The following is a 24,150-nucleotide window of genomic DNA, read 5'->3' as shown; positions in this document are numbered from 1 at the left end:
AACTGATTTTAAATATTTATCGTTTAAAAATTTAAAATATAAAAACACTGATTACTTTGAAATTTTAATTCTAAAAATATTTTTTATAAAATATAAAATTATTAAGATTATATATTTTTAAATATGTGATAAATATAAAACATTGTACATTACTCAATATTACAATAATAATATTTACAAAATAAATTCAAAAAGATAACTATAATATATAGTCTCAAAACTAATTTTTAAACACAACATTTTTAAGATATATAATTAAAAAACAAACTATTAATTTTATAACATTAAAAGTATAATCTTATTTCTACAATTGTTGAATTCTGAACATAATGCACACATATTTCAAACATATCTATATTGAATAAAATTAAATACAAGAAAAACATACACATTCTTGAGATATGTTTTATAATTTTGTTAAATTATATTAAACAGTTGTATTATTTTATATTTAAATAATAATTTTAAAATTATATCTAAGTAAAATACAGTATTTTTTTGCAATATTAATTTATATTAATATCAATTAAAATAAGAATGGCTGCACTATTACCGAACGTTTTGGGTGCTTTGTGAAAAGCAATTATACTAGGATGTTTAGATAACCATAACGGAATTTGCTTCTTTAAAATGTTTTTTCCATGTCCATGAATTACATTAGCACAAAAAAATTTTTCTTTATAACAAATATAAATCAGTTCTCCTAGTTTTCTTTTAGCTTGATTTTGCGTTAAACCATGTAAATCTAAAACAATTTCTGGAACATATACTCCCAACCTAAGTTTATTTAGCTCATCAAAATAACTATTACTTCTTATGTAATAAATAGGATCTGTATTCAATAAAATTGTTGATTTGTTACAAGAAAAATAATGACAATGAGCGTCTTGCTCACAAATATTTTTTTTTAAAATTACATTTTTCTTTATCTTATAACGTCGTGAATGAAATAGAGTATCTTGTCTAATTTTTTTCACTCCATGTATACTTTTATAAAATAAAGATAAATCTTTAGGACATAATAAATTATCTTTACTCATTTTTATTAGTTACCATTACATATTAATATTTTAATATTAATTTTGATCATTTTACAAAAAAATTAGTAAATAAAATTAAAAAATTACTTTCGCAAAATTTTTAACAATTAAAACCATCTTTGAAAGATATGACATTATTTCAAACTCTTAAAAATATTACATTATTTCAAATATAATTTATACTATTTATTAAATATAAAAATACAATTTTAAACATAAAATATTTATAACTATACTTAATTATATTAAAAATAAAATCTCTCTTAAAATTGATATATTTCCTATAAACGTTTAAACTAAAATTGAAAAATTATAATAATTCAAAATTCATTTAAATAAAAACTATTAAATTATATCTCAAAAGACAAAGAGGAAACGCGAAATGGCTGGAAATACCATAGGAAAACTTTTCCGAGTAACAACATTTGGAGAATCTCATGGAATATCAATAGGATGCATAATTGATGGAATGCCTCCGGGAATGACAATTTCAGAACTTGATATCCAAAAAGAACTAAATAGAAGACGTCCAGGACAATCAAAATATACAACGCAAAGATCTGAACCAGATCGTATTATAATATTATCTGGAGTTTTTAAAGGCATGACAACAGGAACGAGTATTGGTTTGATAATACACAATGTTGATCAAAGACCACATGATTACAAAGACATACAACATTTATTCCGTCCTGGTCATGCTGATTATACGTATCAAAAAAAATATGGAATTAGAGATCCTCGGGGGGGAGGCAGATCATCTGCTCGTGAAACAGCTATGCGAGTTGCTGCTGGTGCTATAGCAAAAAAATATCTATTTACATATTACGGAATTCAAATTAGAGGATACTTAGAACAAATAGGAAATATTATTTGTGATTTAAAATCATGGGATGAAGTCGAAAAAAATCCATTTTTTTGTCCAGATACTACAAAAATTGAAAAAATAGATCAACTAATAAGAAATCTCAAAAAAGAAGGAGATTCTATTGGAGCAAAAGTTACAATCATATCTGAAAAAGTTCCATTAGGATTAGGAGAACCTGTTTTTGATCGATTAGATGCTGAATTAGCTCACGGATTAATGAGCATTAATGCTGTAAAAGGTGTTGAAATTGGAGAAGGATTTTCAGTTATTAATAAGAAAGGAAGCCAACATCGCGACGAAATGAATAAAAATGGATTTTTAAGCAATAATTCTGGAGGTATATTAGGGGGGATTAGCAATGGGCAAAATATTATAACAAAAATAGCTTTAAAACCAACATCGAGCATAAAAAAAATAGGACAAACTATCGATGAAAATAGAAAAGAAAATAAAATTACTATAAAAGGACGTCACGACCCTTGCGTAGGATTAAGATCCATTCCAATAGCAGAATCAATGGTAGCTATAACAATTATGGATCATATATTACGATATCGCGCACAATGCAAAACAATATGAAAATATAAATGTGATTTTATTTAAAAATTTTTACAAAAATTTTTAAAAAATATCTGTAAATTCATATAAAAATAACTATTTAATATATTTTAATTTAAGTTAACTTTATAAAAAATTATTGTATAATTTGAAAAATTAATTATAACTGAAACATAAAAATTTTTAAATATATATAAAATATATTATTGTTACTATGAAAACAAAAAAATTTTTCTTCTTAAATCATAAAATTCATATATATATTCAAAATTATGCTTTTATATTTGAAAAAATTTTTTCATAAAACATTAAGATAAAAAATAACTATTTTATAAAAATTATTAATGAAATACTAATGAATAAACCTTATAAAATAAAAACAATCATCTATCACAAAAGATAGAAAATACATGATACGATGTTTCTAAATTTAATTTTATAATAACAAGAATAGCTACTTTAAAATAACTAAATTATTTCATTTTAAAATACTAAATTTGTATAAAAATAATAAAAAAAGAATTTACAAGAGAAATTAAAAATGTTTAAAGGAAGTATTGTTGCACTTATAACACCAATGGACAAAAAAGGCAATATTTGTCAAGAAAGTTTACAAAAATTAATAAATTATCACATTGAAAGTGGAACAAGAGCAATTGTATCTGTTGGAACAACCGGAGAATCAGCAACTTTAAGTCAAGAAGAACATATTGAAGTCATCATACTGACATTAAAAATATCTAAAAATCGAATTCCAATCATAGCTGGAACGGGTTCAAATTCAACATCAGAAGCTATTTCATTAACCAAAAAATTTGAGTCATCTGGAATATCTGCTTGTTTAACTGTTACTCCTTATTATAATCGTCCTACACAAATCGGATTATATGAACACTTTAAAGCGATTTCAAATAACACAAATTTGCCTCAAATTTTATATAATGTTCCTAAACGAACCGGCTGCGACTTAATTCCAAAAACAGTAGCTAAATTATCAGAATTACATAATATAATAGGCATTAAAGAAGCTACTGGGGACTTGTCAAGAGTACAAAAAATAAAAAATTTAGTAAGTAATGATTTTTTACTAATTAGTGGTGACGACTCTACAGCGTTAGATTTCATGCAATTAGGAGGACAGGGAGTTATATCAGTTACTGCTAACATAGCAGCAAAAGAAATGGCTAAACTTTGTAACTTTGCTCTCAAAAATGATTTTGCATCAGCTCGATTGTTAAACAATCGTTTAATGTCATTACATCTTGATTTATTTAAAGATCCTAATCCTATTCCTATAAAATGGTTAGCAAAAAAAATTGGATTGATTAAAACAAGTACACTACGCTTACCACTAACTTCTATTTCTAAAAAAACACGTTTAATTCTTGAAAAATCTTTAAACTATTTAACTACTTTTAAAACAAAATAATCTCATTTACTTGAACAATATTAATAAATTAAAACAAATGTAAAAATATTTAATAATAGAGTATACAAAAAATTCAAAAATATAAATTTAAACATTATAATAAAATGGATAAGCAATAAAAACGTTTTAAAAATTTCTAACATATCAATAAAAATACACATTAAATTTTGCACTAATTTTAATTTAAAAACAGGGTGTTAAAATATTTGATACTCTGTTGCTTTAAATTTAACCAAAATATTTAACATTTGATTACATACATTTATACATTAAAATTACAAAAGTAATTTTTCAATTATTTTTTCATATATCATACTTAATAATTGTAAATCTAAAATTTTAACATTTTCATTTAATTGATGTATAGTTTTATTAATTAAACCTAGTTCTAATATTTGGGGACTAATCTTGCTAATAAAACGCCCATCAGATGTGCCCCCAGTAGTCAATAGTTTTGGAACAATTCCGCATGCATTTTTAATAATATTTTCTACCGTATTAATTAAAAATCCAGATTTAGTAAGAAAAGGTTCTGCGTTCAATTTCCATTGTATACTATGTTTCAAATCAAAGTGTTTTAGCAATTTTTGTACTTCTTGTTTAATATCATTAATAGTAATGATGTTTCCAAAACGCAAATTAAATTTAACTAATAATTTGTTGGGTATCATATTATCGCTATGAGAACCAGATTGAATTTCATAAATTTGTAAACTTGTTGGAGGAAAAAATTCGTTTCCACAATCCCAATTAATAGATAAAAGATTTGACAAAAACTGCAAAACACTATGAATTGGATTATTTGCTAATTCAGGATATGCAATATGTCCTTGAATTCCATAAATATATAAAAACGCTGTTAAAGATCCACGTCGCCCATGCTTAATAACATCTCCTAAATGTTTCACACTAGATGGCTCTCCTATTAAGCAATAATCAATTTTTTCTTTTTTCAAAATCAAATTTTCAATTATTTTTTTAGTTCCACATGTAGCTTTAGATTCTTCATCAGAAGTTATCAAAAAAGCTAATCGACCAGAATGATTAGGATGTTTCTGAACAAACTTTTCAGCAGCAACAATCATTGCTGCTAATGCTCCTTTCATATCAGCTACACCTCGACCAAACAAAAATCCTTTATATATAGTGGGAACAAAAGGAGGAAATTTCCAATTTTTTCTATCTCCAACAGGTACAACATCAGTATGTCCAGAAAAAGCTAAAGTAATACCTTTTCCTCTATATGCCCAAATATTACATGTATCATTGAAATCCATATTTTCTACAGAAAATCCTATATTAATGAGTCGTTTTGATATTATCTTTTGACATCCCAAATCTAATGGACTTATTGAGGGAATAGAAACAAGCTTTTTTGTTAAATTTGTGATACAACAAATCACATAAACTCCTTATAAAAATAATTATTATACCTACTATTTTGACGATTTTATACAATATAAATTACATTATTTTATAAAAAAATTTTTTAATGAACTAAAGAATTAAAACATTAAAAAAAAGAAATTATTTATACCTTCTTCAAAAATTATAAATACTTTTAAAAAAATTACAATTTTATCCATTCAGCCAATTTATTATTCTTTTTACAATAACGTTAACACCAAATCCAAAATCTTCCAGTAATTCGCTATATGGAGCTGATTTTCCAAAAGAATCAATTCCAATTGCCAATCCATTTAATCCTATATACTTATACCAATAATCAGTTATTCCAGCTTCTATAGAAATACGTTTAGTAACAAATGCAGGTAATACCGATTCTTTATAATTTTTATCCTGTAAATCAAATATATTAGTTGATGGCATAGAAACTATTCTAATACGATATCCTTTTTGTATTAATATAGAATATACTGAGGTAGCAATATTAATTTCAGATCCAGTAGCAATAATTATTGCATCAACATTATCACTACAATTATAATTTTCTAAAATATATCCACCTCGAAAAATATTATTAACTTCAGTTTTTTTTCTAGACACTTGCAATAAATTTTGACGAGATAAAATTAATGCTGTAGGACCAGACTTATTTTCTAATGCTGATTTCCAAGCCATTGCAGTTTCTACTTGATCACATGGTCTCCATACAATTACATTAGGAATTAAACGTAAAGTAGATATTTGCTCTATAGGTTGATGTGTAGGACCGTCCTCTCCTAATCCTATAGAATCATGAGTATAAATAAAAATATGTTGAGTCTTCATCAACGCAGCCATGCGTATAGCATTTTTTGCATAATCAGAAAAGACTAAAAATGTAGAAGTATAAGGAATAAATCCCCCGTGATGGAACAATCCATTTGCGATAGCAGTCATCCCAAATTCACGTACTCCATAATGAATATAATTACCAAAAGAATATTTTTTTATAGATTGTGAACCAGACCACATACTAAGATTACTCGGTGATAAATCAGCAGAACCACCTATCATTTCAGGTAATAACTTGCAAAAAAATTCTAAAGAACCTTGAGAAGCTACTCTAGTAGCTATATTTTTAATATTACAACATAATTTATCAATAAATTTTTTACAATTTTTATTCCACATATCTGGTAAAACACGTCGAATACGCCGAGTGTATTCACATGCTAATTCAGGATATTTTTCTTTATATCTTATGAACATATCGTTCCAATTATCTTCTAATATTTTCCCTTGAGAAATAAAATTCCAATTTTCATAAATATGTTTAGGTATAAAAAACGAAGGAAAATTCCACTTCAAATTTTTCCTCGTCAAATTGACTTCTGATTCTCCTAAAGGAGCTCCATGTAACTCTGATGTTCCTGATTTATTAGGTGAACCAAAACCTATAATGGTTTTACAAATAATTAAAGAAGGTCGATCTTTAACTAAAATAGACTCTTTTATTGCATCAGAAATAGCTTGAGAATTATGTCCATCTATTTCGGAAACAACATGCCAATTATAAGATTTAAAACGTTTTTCTGTATCATCCGAAAACCAATCAACAACTTTTCCATCAATTGAAATGCGATTATTATCATAAAATACAATTAATTTTCCTAATTTTAAAGTTCCAGCTAAAGAACATACTTCATGCGAAATTCCTTCCATTAAGCATCCATCTCCAATAAATACCCAAGTATAATGATCTATTATATTGAAACTTGGTTTATTAAAAATTGAACTTAAAGTACGTTCAGCTATTGCTATTCCTACTGCATTTGCTAGACCTTGTCCTAAAGGTCCAGTAGTGACTTCTATTCCTGGTGTATGTCCAAGTTCGGGATGTCCAGGAGTTTTGGAATTTAATTGTCTAAAATTTTTTAATTCTTCAATCGATACATTATATCCAGTAAGATGCAATAAACTATATAACAACATAGATCCATGGCCATTAGATAAAATAAAACGATCCCTATTATCCCATAATGGATTACATGGATTATGTTTTAAAAAATCTCTCCATAAAACTTCAGCAATATCTGCCATACCCATAGGCATTCCTGGATGTCCAGATTGTGCTTTCTGCACTGCATCAATACTTAAAAATCTAATAGCATTAGATAACTCTCTTCTTGAATACATAATTATTCCTTAATTTACTATTAAAATTAATGAACATCTAAATATGTTACATAGCATTTTTATAAAATAAAAAACTTATAAGATTTTATTTACATTTTATCATGTATCATTTTTTCTAATTTACGTTGATCTTTTCCAAACTGACGTATTCCTTCAGACAATTTTTCTACTGCCATAGGTTCTTCGTTATGCAACCAATAAAAATCACTTTTAGATAATGGTTCAACAGGATCTTTTATAATATCAGAATTATATAATTTTCTAGAAACATATCCTTTATTAATTTTTAATTCTTTTAGTAAAACCGGAGAAATAGTTAAATAATCGCAACCAGAAAGTTCTAAAATTTGCTGAATATTTCTGAAACTAGCCCCCATAATAATGGTTTTATATCCATGTGTCTTGTAATAACGATATATTTTTTTAACTGAAATTACTCCAGGATCTAAGTTAGCTACATATTTTTGTATTAATGATTTAGATTTATACCAATCATAAATTCTACCAACAAAAGGAGAAATTAAAAAAACTTTTGCTTCAGCACAAGCTCTTGCCTGGGCAAAAGAAAATAACAAAGTTAAATTACAATTAATATCAAACGTTTTCAATTCTTTTGCAGCTTGAATACATTCCCACGTAGAAGCTAGCTTAATTAATATTCTGGATCTACTAATTCCTTCTTCTTCATACATAGAAATAATTTTTTTAGATCTTTCAATACATAGATCAGTATTAAATGACAAATGAGCATCAACTTCAGTAGAAACTCTTCCAGAAATAATTTTTAAAATTTTTGTACCTAATATAACAGAAACTTTGTCTACTGCATTAAGCAATTGACATGCATATGTCCCTCCTATTTTTTTTGCATAAGTAATAGCATCATCAATAATATTTTCATACAAAGGAGAGATAATTGCTTTCAAAATAAGCGAAGGATTTGTAGTAGTATCTTCAGGAAAATAGTCTTTTATTGATTCTATATCTCCACTATCTACCACAATCTTACTATACTTTTTTAACGATTCTAACTGATTCAAATTTTCATATTCCTATAACGATTTTTCATAATTATTTTATGTATATGAATACCACATAATCTAAGATATTTATTAAATACAACATTTAATATACATCTAAATATACATAAATAAAATTTAACGAAAAATAAAATTAAAATTAATATATTCCACATATTTCAATTATAATCAACATCCAAACATTAATAATTAATACTGCTATTCAAATATTATTTAATTAATATGAAATGTAAAAATTATTTCCTAAAATTAAGATACATTCGTACTAAAAGTTCAAACTCCTCTTTTTTAAGAATAAAACTAGTTCATTTATTTAAAATAAAAATATTTAAAAATCTATAACAAATATAATATATATATAATGTATATTTTATACCGTATAATTGTATAAAATTATAAACAAATATAAAAATTTTTTAAGAATTATTGCTCTGATATTATGTGTTAATAATATTTTCTTATAATTAAAGATACATTTGTACCACCAAATCCAAAACTATTTGACATAATAACAGAAATGTCTTTCTTTATAATATTAGTTAAGATATTACAATTTTTAGCTTGAGGATCTAATTTTAAAATATTAATACTAGGTACTAAAAATTTATTTTCTAGCATTAAAATACTATAAATTATCTCTTGCACTCCTGATGCACCTAACGAATGTCCAGTAATGGATTTAGTAGATGAAATAATTGGAATACGAGACTTATGAAAAACATCCTTAATAGCATTCAATTCAATTATATCACCTAATTTAGTAGATGTACCATGCGCATTTAAATAGTCAATAGATTCTTTATCTATACCTTTCATAGCTAAATTCATACACCGCACTGCTCCATTTCCTGATGGTACAACAATGTTAAAACCATCAGAAGAAGTTCCATATCCAATAATTTCTGCATATATATAAGCAGAACGAGATAATGCAAAATTTAGTTCTTCTACAACGATTATACCTGCACCACCTGAAATGACAAAACCATCGCGATATATATCAAAAACTCTAGATGCAATAATCGGATTATAATTATACTTAGTAGATAATACTCCCATAGCATCAAATGTACATGCTAACTCTATACTAATTTCTTCTCCTCCACCAGCAAATATTACATCTTGTTTTCCTAATTGTATTAATTCTATTGCATTTCCTATACAATGAGCTGAACTAGAACATGCTGAACTAATAGAATAATTTATTCCATATATTTTAAAAGCAGTAGCTAAGCAAGCAGATATATTAGAAGCCATAGATTTTACTACCACATATGGACTAATAGACTTTAATTTTTTATTTTTTTCATAATTCATGCCATTTAATTGACATTTCGGGGAACCTGAACTAGATCCAGCAATAACACCTACTCTAGGATTTTTTTTATATATTTTAGGAGATAACTTAGAATCTCTAATAGCTTCTTCCATGGACAAATACGAATATATAGACGCATCACTCATAAATCGTGCAATCTTACGATTTACGCATTGTGAAATATCTAATTTTATATTTCCATATACATTGCTACGCATACCATGTTTTTGCATTTCTTCTGAAAAAGAAATGCCTGATACAGTATGTAATAAGGAATTTAATACTTCCAACTTATTATTTCCAATACTAGAAATTATACCTAATCCAGTAATAACAACTCGCTTCATTATACTCTTTATTATTCCTTATATTGAAATAAAATTATTTTCTTCTACCTTGTAACAATTATAAAATTCAACATATAAAAATTGCATGATATAATTTTAAAAAAATTACATTTCTATGAAATTCATATATATCAAAATACATTAATTTAAATCATAAAATAAAAAACTAAAATTATAAATAAAAATAATATGTAAAAATTTTAAAATATATACAAAAAAACTACTATAAATTTAAAAAAATAAAAGTTATGTGAATTATCAAAAAATTTATTGTATAATTATATTGTTAAAAAAGTCTAAAAAGTTATAAAAAATATTTTTATATAAGTTAACTGGATAGTCGCTGCTATAATTTCATGAATAATAGAAGAGGAAAGTCCGGGCTCCATAGGGCATATAGGTGCCAGATAACGTCTGGGAAGCGCAAGCTTACGACTAGTGCAACAGAAAAAATACCACCTTTTTATGTTTGAATCAATAAAAAGGAAAGGGTGAAATGGTGAAGTAAGAGCTCACCGCATACTCAGAAATTAGTATGGCTAGGCAAACTCCACCTGGAGCAAGGCCAAATAGGAGTATTTTTTGCCCTAATATACAAATACTCGGGTAGGCTGCTCGAAATGATAAGTGATTATCATTCTAGATAAATGACTATCAAATACAGAACCCGGCTTATAGGTATACTTTATAATTAAAATATTTTCTAACACTATTAGACTTTTAACTTTTTAAAAATTATCAAAAATTTTATAATTATTACATGTTAACAATTTCTAAAGACCTGATATTTGAATAGAAGGCAATAAAATTGATCCTGAGAGTATTTTATGTCTTTTATCAATATCATTTCCTATAGATACAATATTCCTAAAAATATCCTTTAAATTACCAGAAATTGTAATCTCACTTACAGGATATTGAATAGTTCCTCGTTCTATCCAAAATCCAACTGCACCACATGAATAATCTCCAGTAATTAAATTTAATCCATTTCCTAATAGTTCTGTTATTAAAACTCCTTTATACATAGACATTAATAATTCGTTTAAGTTCATATCTGAAATTCCTAACATTAACCAATTATGAACCCCTCCTGCATTAGAAGTACTCACTAAATTCATTTTTTTAGCTGAATAATTATTTAAAATCCATGTTTTCAAAATACCATTCTTGACTATTGTTTTTTGAAATGTACGCACGCCTTCTGAATCAAAACACCTTGAACCTAATCCTTTTTTTATATGAGGATGTTCTTCTATACTCAACCAGCTAGGAAAAACCTGTTTTTCTAAACTATTCAATAAAAATGTGGACTTATTGTAAACATTAAAACCATTAATAGCTTTTGAAAAATATGAAAAAAATTCTGAAGCTAGTTCTGAAGAAAAAATAATAGGACTATTCATAGACGACAATTTTTGAGAATGTAATCGAGATAAAGCTCTATTAGAGCTTTCTATTCCTACAATATTGGGCACTACTAAATCATTAATATCTCTTGAAATTGTATAAAACATATCCCTTTGCATATCTTTATTTTCTTTTGCAATCATACAATTAGAAAAATAATACGAAGTAGTCTTGTAACTTTCTAACATTCCAGAACTGTTTCCAAAACATATCATATTCATGCAACTTTTAAAATTAAATCCTTCTGTATTAATAATCCTTTTATCTATCTTAAAAGCTTCTTGTTCAGCCACTAACATTAAATCAACAATATAATTAATATCCCATTTCCAATGATAATATAAATTAAGATCTTTTAAATTTCCTATTGCTAGTAATTCAAGATTAGGAAGACCAACACATAAATCTACAGATGCATAATTAATAGCATCTATAGAAAAATTAATAATTTTGTTAATTGCTTGTATACTAAAGTTTTTAGAAGATACAGTGCTTTTTCTATTTTTTTTATAAATTGTAATTGTTATCAGATTATCTTTGTTAAATTCAACATGATCAATGATTTTATTTCTTATTCCGAGATTAATTCCTGAATTATGATATGCCAACACTTCAGCTTCAGCTGAATGACTTTTAACAATATTCAGTATATATTCAATGATACTTTTAATTTTTTTTTCCTGCAAAAAAAAATTATGTTGTATTTTCATATTTTTCTAATTAATGTATGTAATTATTTACTATAATACACTTAAAAAAATTAAAATAAAACTTTTCTAAATATTCTAAATTAAAATAAAATTTTTAATAAAATATAATAGGAATAACAGTGAACATAAAAAAAGTATCTTCCGGAAAAAACGTTCCATATGATATCAATGTAATTATCGAAATTTCATCACATTCTAATCCAGTAAAATATGAAATAAATAAAGATTTAGGAGTTTTATTTGTAGATAGGTTTATTCCAACTCCTATGTTTTATCCTTGTAACTATGGATTTATTAATGATACTTTATCCTCTGATAAAGATCCTATAGACGTATTAGTGCATTCTCCTTTTCCTATAATTCCTAATGCAGTAATACCATGTAGACCAATAGGAATTTTAAAAATGCTAGACGAATGTGGAACAGATAATAAAATTATTGCCATTCCTAATGTAAATATTTGCCCAGAATATTCTTATATAAAAAACATAAACGAATTTCCTGATATATTAAAAAAACAAATTGTACATTTTTTTAAACATTACAAAGATCTAGAAAAAAATAAATGGGTAAAAATCATTAATTGGGGAGATAAAAATGAAGCATATAAGGAAATTTTATCTGCTTTAAAAAAAAAATAAAAAATATTTCTCTGCAAATAAAATAGAATATAAATATTTCACATTATAAAATTCATTTCTATTATTATTATATTTCTTAAAATCTTTAAAAAAATTAAAAAATATATATTATCAAATTTTTATATATCTTAATAATATAGGATATCTTTTTGAAAATAGATATCCTTATTAATTCTATAATAAAATATATACCAAATCAGTATTATAAATTGTATACAGAAAATTTTAAAAACCAAAAATTTTTCTATTTTAAAGAAAAAACATTAAGATATAAAAATTTTAACTTAAACATCAATTTTAAAAAACTTTCCATTTTAACAATACTGCTAAATATAAAATTATTATGATTAACGGTTAATTTCAAACTATTAAAATATATTTTTTTCACATAAAATAAATTTTTTATATAAATATTGGAAATTGATAAATTTCCATGTAATTGAAAATTTTCCATAATTCCTTTAAATACTAGATTTCCATTTAAAACTCCAAAAAAATTTTGCATATCTGTGCTGTAAAAATTTAATAATTTTATTGAAAAACTTTTTAAAATAATATTTCCATTAATAAAAAACTTTCGTTCAACTTTATTAAAATTCATAACCCCTTTAAATATTTGATTAGTTTTAAAACACATATTTTCTTGAAAATTCCATTTTAATGTTAATGTTTTGCAATTAAATACATAATTTAACTGGAACGTAGCTGCACATGAAAATAATTTATTCGAAAAAAATAAATTTTTCCAATTCTTAAATATATTTTTAAAGTTTTTATTATTATTATTTAAAATATTATCAACTATACTTTGAATAAAATATGTTATAGATCTCTTAGATTTATAATTTGTACTAAAAAATAGTTCTTTTATGTAATTTATTGTTTTTTTACTTTTAAAAATTACAAATATATTATTAAAATGAAAATAATATAACGGAGTCAAAAAATTAACTTTATTTATTACTTTAATCTGATTTGTTATAAAAATGTTCGATTTTCCAGAAAGATTTATATCAAGACAATAATTATTTTTTAGGACATCTAAAATTAAATTATATCCATGTTTATTATTACTTAATTTTAATAGAAATGAAGAAATGTTAATATTAAAGACAAAAAGATTTTGTATAAATAACTGAGTTTCAAAAAAATCATAAATTCCATGTTTCAAAATTACTAATAATTTAAAATTAGACATTTTGAAACCATTCCAAATTAAATCTTTCCCTATAAAATGCATTGAAAATTCATATTTTTTTTTAAAATATAAAATATCAACATTTCCATAAATACGTTCAAAAAAACTAAATAATGAATTATTTAATAATCTCAATTTAACAACGATATTAATAGGCGTTTCTTCTCTAATACAATTATTTATAATTTTAGAGTTTTTTTTAAAAGAAAAATAATTAAAAAAAGAAATGGTCCATTTTTTTAATATTTGAAATAAAGAAAAATGTAACTTAGAATTAATTACCTTTATAGGGTTATGTTTAAAAAATACTATTATATCTAATATCAAGTGATTATTTTTTTTTAATTTTAAAAATTCTTCCATTATTTTTTTTATTACAAATTGTATATAAAAAATATTAGAATTTTTATACGAAACCATTGGAAAAGAAAACTTTTTTCTGTGCAATAAATTCAATAAATTTTTAAATATTATTTCTTCTTCAAACAAATTACATCGTATATTTTTTATATATAATGTTGAATTATTTCTTACTCCTGAAAAATATAATTGTATAGGAAAAAAATAATTTATATTAACCATTCCATGGATAAAAAAATTAAAATTAGATAAATTTCCTACTATCTTAGATTTTATTTCTTTAAATAAAATATATTTTTTTTTGTTTATAACTAAGTCTAAACACGGAATAACAAGTTCCGTATGTAAAAAAGAATTAAATTTTTCTAATTCTAATTTTATATAAATTTTTGTATTTAAATAACCAAAAAAATTAAAATTCATCTTTAATTGGTTTAATAAAAATCCATTAATAGAAATTATCAAACTTTCTCTATTACAATTTTTTTCTAAGTTAGAACAATAAATTAAAAAACGAGTTAAAAAATTTTTATTAAAATTTAAAGTTCCGAATATAATAAATTTTATTCTATAAATTGAAAAATATAATTCTTTTACAACTACTTCATTATCAGAAATTTTAAAATTAACAAAAAAATTAGATAAATAAAAATTATGTTTTCCAAAAAAATAAATATTTTTACTATGCAGATATTGCAAATCAATATTTATAGGAATATTGACTCTCCATATTTCTAAATGCTTTAAAATATCTTCAAAATATATATTTGGAATTATATCTTTTTTTAAATTCAATGCTTCTACTTTGTTTTTATAAACTTTTATAATTTCTTTTTGTTTGATAAAAATATTATTAACTTGGCTATATAAACATTTTAATTCTTTTCCCGTCCATATATATACTCCTGAAAAATGATCTATAAAAAATAGCATTTTTTTCGTAGAAAAAGAAAAATTATCAAATTTTATATCTTTTAAAATAATAGGAAATTTCAAAAAATATATCAATCGTACATTTAAGTATAAAAGCTTATCTTTCAATATTGTAAAAAAAGTATTTTTAATATATAAATCACATCCTGTAAATAAAATTTTGTCTATAAAAATACCACGATTTCTTAATAAATTAAAACTTGCTTTTACATGTATCTCTTTAATAAAAAAACTCTTATCATGCGAAAAATATTTAATATCTTGAAATATACAATTATTAAATTCTCCTATTATTTTTCTTATTTTTAATTCTGGTATATAATAATGAATGAAATGATACATTACGTTTAATCCAAAATTACTATTCATTAAAAAAAATATACTCAAGCAAGAAAATGTAAATAATATAATTGTAATTATAAAAAATTTTTTTAAAAACTTCACAAAAATAAATCCTGTTAATAAAATTTTATTTAAAATTTTAAAAAATTTAACTTACAAATATAAAATTAAATTGAAATTTAATTTATACACAGTAACATCCTGTATTATATCATTTTAAAAAGTTTAAGATTTTATTATTTAAAAAAATAGGTAATTTAAATTATGTCAAAAATTTGCAAAATAACTAGAAAAAAACCAATGATTGGAAATCGTCGATCTCATGCTATGAACGCTACTAAAAGACGTTTCTTCCCAAATTTACAGCGACACAGATTTTGGGATATACAAAATAACAGATTTATATCATTAAAAATATCTGCTAAAGGAATACGATATATAGATAAACTAGGAAGTGATATAATTTTTAAAAAAAAATTATTACCTAAAAACAAGAGTACTTAAAAATGGCTAAAACAACTCGAAATAAAATAAAATTAACGTCTTCATCAGGAAGCAAACATTACTATACTACAACAAAAAATAAAAAGAATACAACTAAAAAATTAAAACTCAAAAAATACGACCCTATCGTTCGAAAACATACATGGTATCATGAAGAAAAATTAAAATAACTTTTAATTGAATATAATATACCTGAAATTATTTTAAAATAAAAAATGCTAAACTATATTAAAAATTTATTCTAAAATATAGATTAGTATTTTACATTATTAAAAAATATATAGTATTATCAAACTAAAAAACTAAATTATAGATTAACTAAAAAATAAATATATTTATATTTCTCTAAATTATAATATATAATTACATATATAAAATAAAAAGAAATAATATTTTATATATGTAATATATATTACACAAAAATTCAAACCTACTACACAAAAATTTATAAAAATTCCCGCGAAAAAGAAGATATTGAAAAAACTAAACGATTAAATATATTATGATAAATAGATGGAAAAATAGGAATAAACAAATAAAAAATATACATTCCTACCAATAAAGTTAAAGAAAATCCAACTGAAAAAATAGAAATTTGAGAAGCAATTCTATTTAAAATACCCATAGAAATATTTAACATAAGTTGAATCATAATAATCGGTAATACTAACATCAACCCATCAATAAAAATGAATTTTGAAGCTATCAAAATTTTAAAAAATGAAGTTGAATCTAATTCAATAATGTTAATAGGAATTTTTAAAAAAAAGTCAAATAATATAGATATCATCCAAAGATGACCGTTAAATTCTAAAAATAGTAGAAAAAAAAACACATGCAGAAAACGAGATAAAACAGATATGTTAGAACGAGTATTCCAATCTAAAACAGATGAAAAAGATAAACCCATTTGAAAACTTATAAGTTCTCCAGATACTTTTACAGTAGAAAACATTAACTGCATAATAAATCCCAGAGAAATTCCTATTAATATTTGCTCAATCAAAACTATGAATCCATCTATAGATAATAAATTGATACTTACCTCAGGAATAAGAAACATAAAAAACCAACTAATAACAAATGCAAAAAATAATTTTACTTTTTTTGGGATAGAACTATCACTAAATAATGGAGCAACAATAAAAAAAGAGAGAACTCTCATACCTAAAAATAAAAAATTATAAAAAGAAAATATTACATCGTTAACATTAAAAATTTTCATTAATTAATTTGTTATAAAAGATAAATTATTAAACAAAGATCGAGTATAATCTATAATTAAATTAAGCATCCATGGACCAAAAATTATAATAGATAATAAGACTGTAATAATCTTAGGTATAAATGATAATGTTTGCTCATTTATTTGAGTAGCAGCTTGCAAAATACTTATAATTAAACCACTACACAATGCAGAAAGCAATAAAGGTGAAGCTAACATTAAAGCTACTTTCATGGCTTCGTGGAAAAGAGTCATTACAGATTCAACTGTCATAAATTTCCTTAATAAAAATAAATCTTAAAATAATACAATATAAATAATTAATTTTTTATGATTATGAGAATATTAAATTTATTTAATGAAAAAAACTTTGAGTTAAAGAAGTAATTAATAATTGCCACCCATCAACTAATACAAATAACATTAATTTAAAAGGAAGAGATATTGTTGAAGGAGGTACCATCATCATTCCTAAAGCCATTAATACACTCGCAACTACTAAATCAATTATTAAAAACGGTATAAAAATAGTAAATCCAATCTGAAAAGCTGTTTTTAACTCACTAATAACAAAGGATGGTAATAAAATACGAATTGGCACTTCTTCTTTTCTAGAAAAACTAGAAATGTTAGCTAATTTAGAAAAAAAATCTAAATCACTTTCACGTGTTTGTTTAATCATAAACTCATGAAGAGGTTTTATTCCTTTTGAAATCGCTGCATTAATATCCATTTTGTCTTCACTAAATGGTAAATATGCATCTTTGTAAATTTTATCAAATACTGGAGCCATAATAAAAAAAGTTAAAAAAAGAGACAAACCTAATAAAATTTGATTAGGAGGAGAATATGGAGTGCCTAAAGCATTACGCAATAAACTAAATACAATTATAATTCTAGAAAAACTAGTCATCATTAATAAAACTGGGGTAATAAATGTTAATGATGTTAGAAAAATTAACATTTGTAATGAAAGAGACCAATGTCCTTGAACATCTTGCAACGAATGCATTGAAAAATTAGTAATATTTGCATTCACTATAGGAGAAAACAATAATAAAAATAAAAATATTATTCGAAAAATCATTTTTTATCCTAAAACGTGTAACGAATTTTTATTGTACTATTAATATTAAAAATTTTTATTAACATTTCATATTTTTTTTGAAGGAAAAATATATAAAAGAGAAATATTATTTGATGTAACACCTATTACCAATCTAATATCATCTAATTTCACAATAATAACACTTTCATGTGATCCAATCCTAATCTTTTCTAAAATTTTTACAGAAGAATTATTAATAATTTTTTTTTCAACACTAATTTTTTTCAATAACCAAAAAAAAACCAATAAAACTAAAATTACTTTCAAAAAAGGCATTCCAAGTTTTGAAAATGCCGTTTCTATAAAAGTAGATTGAAATACATTTTCCATAGATAACTTCTCATAATTTTTTTAATATGTTATTTAAAAATATCTAAATATTTCGAACCATCAACAATACTAACTATTCTGATTCCATATTTTTCATCTACAATAACAAGTTCCCCTTTTGCAATTATACATTTATTTACCAATATATTTAAGGGTTCTCCCGAATATTTATCTAAAGTTAATATAGAACCTGTATTCAAATCAAGAAGATCCTTAATTTTCAGTTCTATCTTACCCAATTCAATTGTTATATCTATTGGAATATCAATAACAAAATTTAAATTTTTTGACTTTTGTACAGATGGATCCAAATTGGAATTATCATCATTATTTTCAAAATTTTTTTTTACTTGAATTTTTTTTTCGACATTAGTATTATTATTTTCATAATTTTCAAGTGTATTATTTTTATCATTCATCAATATATTCCTAAAAATGTCGCAAATTAAAAAATTTTTCTAAAAAAAAACATAATTTTTATTATGCATTTTATATTTTCCAATTAATATAGGTATATCATGAGAATATGCAAAAGCATTTTCTGGAGTTTTTATAGATATAATATCACCAACTTTTAATGAAAAAATATCAGACAATAAAACAGAGACACTAACTAACCTAATATCTAAACTTATTTTTATATTATATATCATTTTTAATGACATCTTAACTATATTTTTTTTTTCTATAAAAGTATTCTTATCACTATGATTTATCAATTTATTTTTGAATGTTTTAATCCAAGAAAATGGAAAAATTATATTTAAAAAACCTAGTGTATTACCACATTGTATCTGAAAAACAGTAAATAAAAAAATATTTCCTGCAGAAATAATACTTTTAAGACTATTTCTTTTTTTTAAACGAACGTTAAAAAATTCTACGTCCACATTAAACTCATTTTTCCAAGATAAACTATATGCCTTTTTAATTATATTTAAAATTTTTTTTATAATGTTTTTTTCACATTTTGTTAATTTATAAACATTTTTATTCTTGAAATATTGAGATGAAGATTTCCCCCCAAATAAAACATTTATAATTGATGATATTACCTTATCAGAAAATCCAACTATTCCTACTTCTAATGATGAAACAATATTATAAACACCTACTAACTTTGAATCTGTGAAATAATCCGTACAATTGTCATATTTTTCTAATCGAATACTATGTAAATTAATGTCAAATTCAATATTCATAACATCTAAAAGATCTATACAAACTTTATTTGAAAAAAAATTAAAAATCTTTCTCAAAGATTCATTTATTTGATACAACGTATAGTAATCTAATTCAAAATCATAAGAACAAATTTTTGGATGTTTATTGACATTATATTCTAAATTATTTTTCTTAATTTGAAAAAAATTTTTATTTTTCATTAAAATACCTTAAAAATTAATACAAATATAAAAATATCAAAATAATAAAAAATCTAATCCATTGAATTAAACACTAATAAAAAAAACTTTTATATCAAGATCATACAAAACTCATTACATAAATAACTTTAAAACATATTTTATTTATTAAATATAAATATCAACGATTTCTTTTTTTTTTACAGAAAAATATAATCCTGATAAAAATGATGTATGAAAATTTTTCTCGTCTTTGTTATAAATAATAAAATTTTTATCATTTATAACTTTATTATAAAAATTATAACTATTTTTTAAGAAAGAAGTTTTTTTAAATTTTAAAGTCCGAATAGCAACATTTTCAAATCTAAGTCCATTTTTCAAAATAGTATTTTTAAAATTAGAAATATCAGATTTAAATATTTTCCTCAAAACTTTATCGTTAGAAATTAAATCTAATTTAATTAATTTATTACTTCTTATTTTTAATCGTATAAGTAATGATCCAAAATATTGTGGATTGAAAAACAATTCTATAATATTTTTACTCTTTAAAAAATATACTAATAACTGTTTATGAATAACTTTCATCCAATTGTCTTGAACTATATTTATATCTTGATTATAAATCGCAGAATAATTCATATTTTTTTTAAAATTTTTATATTTGGTACATAAAAAAAAATATATTTTTTGTATACTATTTAAAAAAAAATTGAAGTTTTCATTATAACATATTTTTTTTTTAAAAAAATTACCAAAAATTTTTAAAGATTTTAAATCTAGTGTAAATTGAAATAAATCGTTTTTAAAATTCAAAAAATTAGAAATAATATTCTTAAAATTGATTATTTTTATAGTTCTATTTATAACTGATTTACATAATTCTTTAGAAATAAAACTAAAACTATAACATTTTTTAAATATATTTAAAATTATCTTTTGATTTTTTTTAACATATCTATAAAAAAAATAACACATAAATTTATTTAAACAACTAAAAACATCTACATCAGAAAAAAAATTTTCTTTTTGAATAAATGATAGAATTTTTAAGGAAAAAGAAGAATCATTCCTGATGATATTAGAATTATATAAAAAATAACTATCATACTTAAAATTATTTATTTTTTTCGAAATTTTATAAGTATATAAAATAGGATCTAAAAATTTATTAATTTTGTTTGTATTTTTATATATATTCTTCGAAATACTAACTTTATTAAAAAAAATATTTTTTTTAAAAAATTTTTTAAAAATATTATTTTTTTTTTGAATCTAATTTAAAAAGAGAGTTTTTATTCTCACATAATAAATTAGTATTTGATATATTTATAATGTTCGACATGATATTAATGAATTACCTTTTTTAAAAAAAGATCTTTGAACATATTCATCTAGCTGTATTTGTTCCTCTAATTGAGTTATTTGAAAATTATAATTAGATAATTTTGCAGATATTATACTCCACATTTTTAACCTACACTGATGCCTTTTCCATAAATTAAAATATATATCATATTGTTTATCATATTCTCGTATAGTTTTTTTTTGTTTTTCAATATCATTTGTTAATGAGTGAATAAAATAATCATAATTTCTTAATTCAAATCCAAAAATACCACAATGCATTTCAGAATGTAATTTAAAAAGATATTCTTTTTTATATTTTGATAACAAATTTATTTGCTCTTGAATTTTATTTTTATTCAAAATAATATTTGCTAAAATAAGTAAAAATTGTTGATTTTTTTTTTATCAATATTTTCTAGTAAATTAATAGATTTTTTATTTTTGAACATGTACTCAATACCTTTATTTAATTTAAAATTGAATATAAATCTCTTATAGACTCAAAAAAAGTGCTCTTTTCATGCATACCTTGTTGTAAAAATTTTTCTATTTTTGGTAATAAAGAAATTGCTATATCTAACTCAGGATTAGTACCTGTAACATATGCACCTAAATTTATTAAATCACGATTACGTTGGTAACATGAAAGTATTTTTTTTAAATAACGAGCTTTGGAATCATGTACCGAATCAACTATAGTAGACATAACTCGACTGATTGACATCTCAATATTAATAGCAGGATAGTGACCAGATTCAGCATATTCTCTTGACAATACAATATGTCCATCTAATATAGATCGCGCTGAATCTGCAACAGGATCATATTTCTCTTCTTCTTCTGTTAAAACTGTATAAAAAGCTGTAATAGAACCATTTTTATTTTTCCCATTTCCTGCTCTTTCTATTAAAGAAAATATTTTTGAGAATACAGAAGGAGGATAACCTTTAGAAGCAGGCAATTCCCCTATAGATAATGCTATTTCTCGATGAGCCATTGCATAACGTGTTAAAGAATCCATTATTAACAATACATGATAGCCTTCATCTCGAAAATATTCAGAAATACGAACTGCATAACTCGCTCCCTTAACTTGCAATAGAGGAGAAAACTCAGCAGAAGAAGCAATTATTACTGACTTTTCACGTGCTTCTTTAGTAAGAATCGTTTCAATAAATTCTTTTACTTCTCTACCACGTTCTCCTATTAAACCTAATACGACGATATCAGCTTTAGTATATTTCGTCATCATACCTAATAATACACTTTTTCCTACTCCTGAACCAGAAAAAAGTCCAATTCTTTGTCCTCTACCAATAGTTAATAATGCATTAATAGCACGAATTCCAGTATCTAAAACATCTACAATAGGAGTTCTCTGTAAAGGATTAATGAAAGAATATGATAACGTTTGTTTATATTTTTTATTAATTTTTTTTAATCCATCTAATGGCCTTCCTAAGCTATCTAAAACCCTTCCTAAAAGCCCTGTACATATTGGCAATTCATTAACTATATAATTTATACCATCTACTAATTTTGGCCTAACCTTAGAACCTAAAATTACATTATCTATACTTTTTAATGGCATTAAAAATATTATATTATTTTTAAATCCAATTACTTCAGCTTCTATTTCATTAATATCATTTTTATTTGTATTAATTTCTATAAAACAAATAGATCCTATAGATAATTGCAAACCACTAACTTCTAAAATAGATCCGTTAAATCCCACTAAACAACCATACTTAATTATACTAGGAAGATATTCTATTTTTTTTTCATAACTTAATACTTTTTTTAGCCATTTATTTACTTGTAAATTCATTATTCTTCCTCTTTTAATACTAATCTACATAGTTCAGTCCAACGTCCTTCGATGGTTGAATCTAATATAGTATCTTCTGAACGCACTATACAACCCCCTCTAGATATTTTTTTATCATAAAAAATCGTCCATCCATACTTAGAAAAAATTTTTTTAAAATGTTTTTCAATTATTTCGGTATTATCAGGATGGATAAATAATGTAGGTTTATTAAAGATAATTTTATCATCTTTAAGTATTTCTTTTATTTTTTTTAATAAATTTTGATCATCGTTATACGCAGTATTTTCTGTTATTTTTTTTGCAATATTCATCACTAAAAATACTAAACGAGAAGAAATAATTTTATCTAATTCTTCTAATTCATGTTTAAAACTTGATAAAAAATCATTCATTTTCATTAATAAAAAATTATTTTTCTTATTGAATTCTAATAATGCCTTTTCAAAGCCTGCTGCAAAACCCTCCATTTCTCCTTTTTTAAAACCATAATCATAACTACGTATATTATTTTTAAAATTATTTTCTTCATTGCGAGTAGAAATACAATCATTTTTTTCATTTTTTTTTTAACATTATTTTTTTTATGTATTTCTTCAGGATACCATCTAGTCCAGATAGGTTTGATTGTACGTTGATACATAAACATTCCTTATATA

Annotated in this window: 23 protein-coding genes and 1 other RNA gene; 6 read left to right on the top strand and 18 right to left on the bottom strand. The window is 23.1% G+C overall.

Features of this window, described 5'->3' with window-relative positions; all coding sequences use genetic code 11:
- Positions 1-506: 506 nt before the first annotated feature.
- Positions 507-1,040, bottom strand: a complete 534-nt coding sequence (smrB, locus tag U0T64_00455; GenBank protein ID XBC41347.1) for an endonuclease SmrB — start codon at positions 1,038-1,040, stop codon at positions 507-509.
- A gap of 382 nt (positions 1,041-1,422) precedes the next feature.
- Between smrB and aroC the strand changes: the two genes are divergently transcribed.
- Together aroC and dapA are read left to right on the top strand one after the other, a co-directional pair.
- On the top strand, positions 1,423-2,487 hold the full coding sequence (gene aroC, locus U0T64_00450) for a chorismate synthase (protein ID XBC41346.1): 1,065 nt from the start codon (positions 1,423-1,425) through the stop codon (positions 2,485-2,487).
- 520 nt (positions 2,488-3,007) lie between these two features.
- Positions 3,008-3,895, top strand: a complete 888-nt coding sequence (gene dapA / locus U0T64_00445; protein XBC41345.1) for a 4-hydroxy-tetrahydrodipicolinate synthase — start codon at positions 3,008-3,010, stop codon at positions 3,893-3,895.
- A 275-nt stretch (positions 3,896-4,170) separates the two neighbouring features.
- Here the strand turns inward: dapA and dapE are convergent, their stop codons facing one another.
- The 4 genes from dapE to U0T64_00425 form a co-directional block, all read right to left on the bottom strand.
- Positions 4,171-5,298: a succinyl-diaminopimelate desuccinylase gene (dapE, locus tag U0T64_00440; GenBank protein ID XBC41344.1), complete on the bottom strand. Its 1,128-nt coding sequence runs from the start codon at positions 5,296-5,298 to the stop codon at positions 4,171-4,173.
- Between the two features lie 175 nt (positions 5,299-5,473).
- Positions 5,474-7,477, bottom strand: a complete 2,004-nt coding sequence (tkt, locus tag U0T64_00435; GenBank protein XBC41343.1) for a transketolase — start codon at positions 7,475-7,477, stop codon at positions 5,474-5,476.
- An 89-nt stretch (positions 7,478-7,566) separates the two neighbouring features.
- On the bottom strand, positions 7,567-8,517 hold the full coding sequence (tal, locus tag U0T64_00430; GenBank protein ID XBC41342.1) for a transaldolase: 951 nt from the start codon (positions 8,515-8,517) through the stop codon (positions 7,567-7,569).
- Between the two features lie 444 nt (positions 8,518-8,961).
- Positions 8,962-10,182 carry a beta-ketoacyl synthase N-terminal-like domain-containing protein gene (locus tag U0T64_00425; protein ID XBC41341.1) on the bottom strand — a complete coding sequence of 407 codons (1,221 nt, stop codon included), beginning with the start codon at positions 10,180-10,182 and terminating at the stop codon, positions 8,962-8,964.
- A 324-nt stretch (positions 10,183-10,506) separates the two neighbouring features.
- Between U0T64_00425 and rnpB the strand changes: the two genes are divergently transcribed.
- Positions 10,507-10,873: RNase P RNA component class A (gene rnpB / locus U0T64_00420), an RNA gene on the top strand.
- 82 nt (positions 10,874-10,955) lie between these two features.
- Here the strand turns inward: rnpB and pmbA are convergent.
- Positions 10,956-12,302: a metalloprotease PmbA gene (gene pmbA / locus U0T64_00415; GenBank protein XBC41340.1), complete on the bottom strand. Its 1,347-nt coding sequence runs from the start codon at positions 12,300-12,302 to the stop codon at positions 10,956-10,958.
- Positions 12,303-12,421: 119 nt separating this feature from the next.
- On the opposite strand from pmbA, the gene ppa reads away from it, so the two are divergent.
- Complete coding sequence (gene ppa / locus U0T64_00410) at positions 12,422-12,943, top strand: inorganic diphosphatase (GenBank protein XBC41339.1); 522 nt, start codon at positions 12,422-12,424, stop codon at positions 12,941-12,943.
- Positions 12,944-13,187: 244 nt separating this feature from the next.
- Here the strand turns inward: ppa and U0T64_00405 are convergent, their stop codons facing one another.
- Positions 13,188-15,776: a hypothetical protein gene (locus tag U0T64_00405; protein XBC41338.1), complete on the bottom strand. Its 2,589-nt coding sequence runs from the start codon at positions 15,774-15,776 to the stop codon at positions 13,188-13,190.
- Between the two features lie 264 nt (positions 15,777-16,040).
- On the opposite strand from U0T64_00405, the gene rpmB reads away from it, so the two are divergent.
- Positions 16,041-16,280, top strand: a complete 240-nt coding sequence (rpmB, locus tag U0T64_00400) for a 50S ribosomal protein L28 (GenBank protein ID XBC41337.1) — start codon at positions 16,041-16,043, stop codon at positions 16,278-16,280.
- Positions 16,281-16,282: 2 nt separating this feature from the next.
- Positions 16,283-16,450 carry a 50S ribosomal protein L33 gene (gene rpmG, locus U0T64_00395; protein ID XBC41336.1) on the top strand — a complete coding sequence of 56 codons (168 nt, stop codon included), beginning with the start codon at positions 16,283-16,285 and terminating at the stop codon, positions 16,448-16,450.
- 275 nt (positions 16,451-16,725) lie between these two features.
- Here rpmG and fliR read toward each other — a convergent pair whose 3' ends face one another.
- The 11 genes from fliR to U0T64_00340 form a co-directional block, all read right to left on the bottom strand.
- On the bottom strand, positions 16,726-17,505 hold the full coding sequence (gene fliR, locus U0T64_00390) for a flagellar biosynthetic protein FliR (protein XBC41335.1): 780 nt from the start codon (positions 17,503-17,505) through the stop codon (positions 16,726-16,728).
- A gap of 3 nt (positions 17,506-17,508) precedes the next feature.
- Positions 17,509-17,778 (bottom strand): flagellar biosynthesis protein FliQ, encoded by a 270-nt coding sequence (fliQ, locus tag U0T64_00385; GenBank protein ID XBC41334.1) that lies wholly within the window; start codon positions 17,776-17,778, stop codon positions 17,509-17,511.
- Positions 17,779-17,860: 82 nt separating this feature from the next.
- Positions 17,861-18,592 (bottom strand): flagellar type III secretion system pore protein FliP, encoded by a 732-nt coding sequence (gene fliP, locus U0T64_00380; GenBank protein ID XBC41333.1) that lies wholly within the window; start codon positions 18,590-18,592, stop codon positions 17,861-17,863.
- A gap of 66 nt (positions 18,593-18,658) precedes the next feature.
- A complete protein-coding gene (locus U0T64_00375) occupies positions 18,659-18,943 on the bottom strand; it encodes a flagellar biosynthetic protein FliO (GenBank protein XBC41332.1) in 285 nt (94 codons plus the stop codon).
- Between the two features lie 29 nt (positions 18,944-18,972).
- On the bottom strand, positions 18,973-19,362 hold the full coding sequence (gene fliN / locus U0T64_00370; GenBank protein ID XBC41331.1) for a flagellar motor switch protein FliN: 390 nt from the start codon (positions 19,360-19,362) through the stop codon (positions 18,973-18,975).
- A 39-nt stretch (positions 19,363-19,401) separates the two neighbouring features.
- Positions 19,402-20,328, bottom strand: coding sequence for a FliM/FliN family flagellar motor switch protein (locus tag U0T64_00365; GenBank protein ID XBC41330.1), 927 nt, complete (start codon positions 20,326-20,328; stop codon positions 19,402-19,404).
- 147 nt (positions 20,329-20,475) lie between these two features.
- Positions 20,476-20,952, bottom strand: a complete 477-nt coding sequence (locus tag U0T64_00360) for a hypothetical protein (protein ID XBC41329.1) — start codon at positions 20,950-20,952, stop codon at positions 20,476-20,478.
- A 687-nt stretch (positions 20,953-21,639) separates the two neighbouring features.
- Positions 21,640-22,020 carry a flagellar FliJ family protein gene (locus U0T64_00355; GenBank protein ID XBC41328.1) on the bottom strand — a complete coding sequence of 127 codons (381 nt, stop codon included), beginning with the start codon at positions 22,018-22,020 and terminating at the stop codon, positions 21,640-21,642.
- Positions 22,021-22,126: 106 nt separating this feature from the next.
- The gene (locus tag U0T64_00350; GenBank protein ID XBC41327.1) at positions 22,127-23,491 is read right to left on the bottom strand and encodes a FliI/YscN family ATPase; all 1,365 of its coding nucleotides are present in this window, start codon (positions 23,489-23,491) and stop codon (positions 22,127-22,129) included.
- Complete coding sequence (locus U0T64_00345; GenBank protein XBC41326.1) at positions 23,491-23,961, bottom strand: flagellar assembly protein FliH; 471 nt, start codon at positions 23,959-23,961, stop codon at positions 23,491-23,493. Before U0T64_00345 ends, U0T64_00350 begins: the two co-directional genes overlap by 1 nt.
- The gene (locus tag U0T64_00340; protein XBC41325.1) at positions 23,922-24,134 is read right to left on the bottom strand and encodes a hypothetical protein; all 213 of its coding nucleotides are present in this window, start codon (positions 24,132-24,134) and stop codon (positions 23,922-23,924) included. The genes U0T64_00345 and U0T64_00340 overlap by 40 nt, the downstream gene beginning before the upstream one ends.
- Positions 24,135-24,150 lie beyond the last annotated feature (16 nt).

This window comes from Buchnera aphidicola (Nurudea yanoniella) (genome assembly GCA_039829995.1).
GTDB lineage: Bacteria > Pseudomonadota > Gammaproteobacteria > Enterobacterales > Enterobacteriaceae > Buchnera_B > Buchnera_B aphidicola_AV.
This window is presented reverse-complemented; position numbering and strand designations above follow the sequence as displayed.